Annotated in this window: 2 protein-coding genes; both read left to right on the top strand. The window is 37.3% G+C overall.

Annotated features, from left to right (window positions below):
• Positions 1-141: 141 nt before the first annotated feature.
• On the top strand, positions 142-540 hold the full coding sequence (tnpA, locus tag ACOVQ4_RS14425; protein WP_235752365.1) for an IS200/IS605 family transposase: 399 nt from the start codon (positions 142-144) through the stop codon (positions 538-540).
• On the top strand, positions 533-1,787 hold a 1,255-nt coding region (locus ACOVQ4_RS14430; RefSeq protein WP_421821332.1), incomplete at its 3' end, for an RNA-guided endonuclease InsQ/TnpB family protein. The genes tnpA and ACOVQ4_RS14430, both read left to right, overlap by 8 nt.

The following is a 1,787-nucleotide window of genomic DNA, read 5'->3' on the forward strand; positions in this document are numbered from 1 at the left end:
TGACCAAAAAGCGAGACGCAAGCCCCTGGCTTTAGACATGGGGATAAGTCGGAGGCGGCTTTAGCCGCCATAAAAAGATATATAAGTTGGTCTGATATATTGATGATTGCATTATTTAGCTCCAGGTTGTATATTTGTGTAATGAGCAAAAAATATAAGTCAAACAACAATATTGTTTATTCCTGTAAATACCATGTTGTTTGGTGTCCAAAATACAGGAGAAAAGTGTTAATTTCTGGCGTTGATATTCGTCTTAAAGCTATTTTACAAGAAGTAGCAATAGAATTTAATAGCCAGATTATTGAGATGGAAGTTATGCCAGACCATGTACACCTTTTGGTCGAAGTAGATCCACAATTCGGAATAGCTAAGGTTGTTCGATATATGAAAGGGCGTTCGTCCCGTTTTCTTAGACAAGAATTTCCTTGGTTAAAAAGTAGACTTCCTACACTTTGGACAAATAGTTATTTTGTTTCTACCGTAGGTGGCGCACCAATTTCCGTTATCAAGCAGTATATTGAGAATCAGAAAAATGTCTAACTATGGATGTCAGCAAGTGTTGATAAAAGCCGAGAAAAATTTGTCAGCTATTTTAGAGTTTGTCTGTGGAGAATCAGCAAAACTGAGTAACTGCGGAACCTATTATGCCAGACAACTGTATTTTAAAACAGGTAAAATACCTAGCAAATTTGATTTACATAAATTATTCAAAAGCAACAACCATTTTCAAGCATTGTATTCTCATGTTGCTCAACAATGCTTAACAACTGTTGCTGAATCATTTAAGTCTTACCTTGGGTTGGTAAAAGCGGTTAGAAAGGGAGCTATAGAACAACGTCCAAGACTTCCAGGGTATCGCAAAAATGGTTTGGCTTTGGTTACTTTTCCCCGCGCCGATGTTAAATTAAAAGATAGTCTATTGCGATTCCCTTTAGGAAGCAAGGTTAAGGTATGGTTTGGATTAGATGCTTTCTATTTACCGATGCCCTCTAATTTAAAATACGAGGACATTAGGGAGATTCGCATATTACCAAGGAATCATTGTTTCTATGCTGAATTTGTGTACAAAATGCCAAGTATTTCTCAACTATCAATAGTTAACAAAGAAAACGTTTTAGGTATTGACCCTGGCATTAATAACTGGTTAACGTGCGTATCGAATGTTGGTACAAGTTTGATCATTGATGGTAAGCACTTAAAATCAATGAATCAAAACTACAACAAGAGAATATCAACACTTAAAGAAAACAAACCTCAAGGTTTCTGGTCTAAACAATTAGCACATATTACTGAGAAAAGAAATCGTCAAGTCAAAGATGGGGTTAACAAAGCAGCCCGTCAGGTGATTAGGCATTGCTTAGAAAACCAAATCGGAACAGTCGTTTTTGGTTGGAACAAGGGTCAAAAACAAGACATAAATCTTGGTGCTAAGACCAATCAAAAATTTGTTCAAATACCTACGGCACGACTTAAAGATAGGATTGCTGAATTGTGTGAACAATACGGAATTATTTTTGTTGAAACCGAAGAATCTTATACCTCAAAATCTTCTTTTCTTGATGGAGATATGCTACCTACTTTCGGCGCAAAACCCGAAGGGTGGCAACCATCTGGCAATCGGGTAAAACGTGGATTGTATCGTACTGCCCAAGGCTATAAGCTAAACGCTGATTGCAATGGGGCAGCCAATATTATTAAAAAAGTAGCGATGAAGTTAGGGTTAGACCTTAGCGGAATCAGTAGGGTGTCTTTGTCAGCACCATTGAAAGTCCGTTTATGGAATCTTC

It is taken from the genome of Flectobacillus sp., assembly GCF_049240685.1.
In the GTDB taxonomy this organism is placed as follows: domain Bacteria; phylum Bacteroidota; class Bacteroidia; order Cytophagales; family Spirosomataceae; genus Flectobacillus.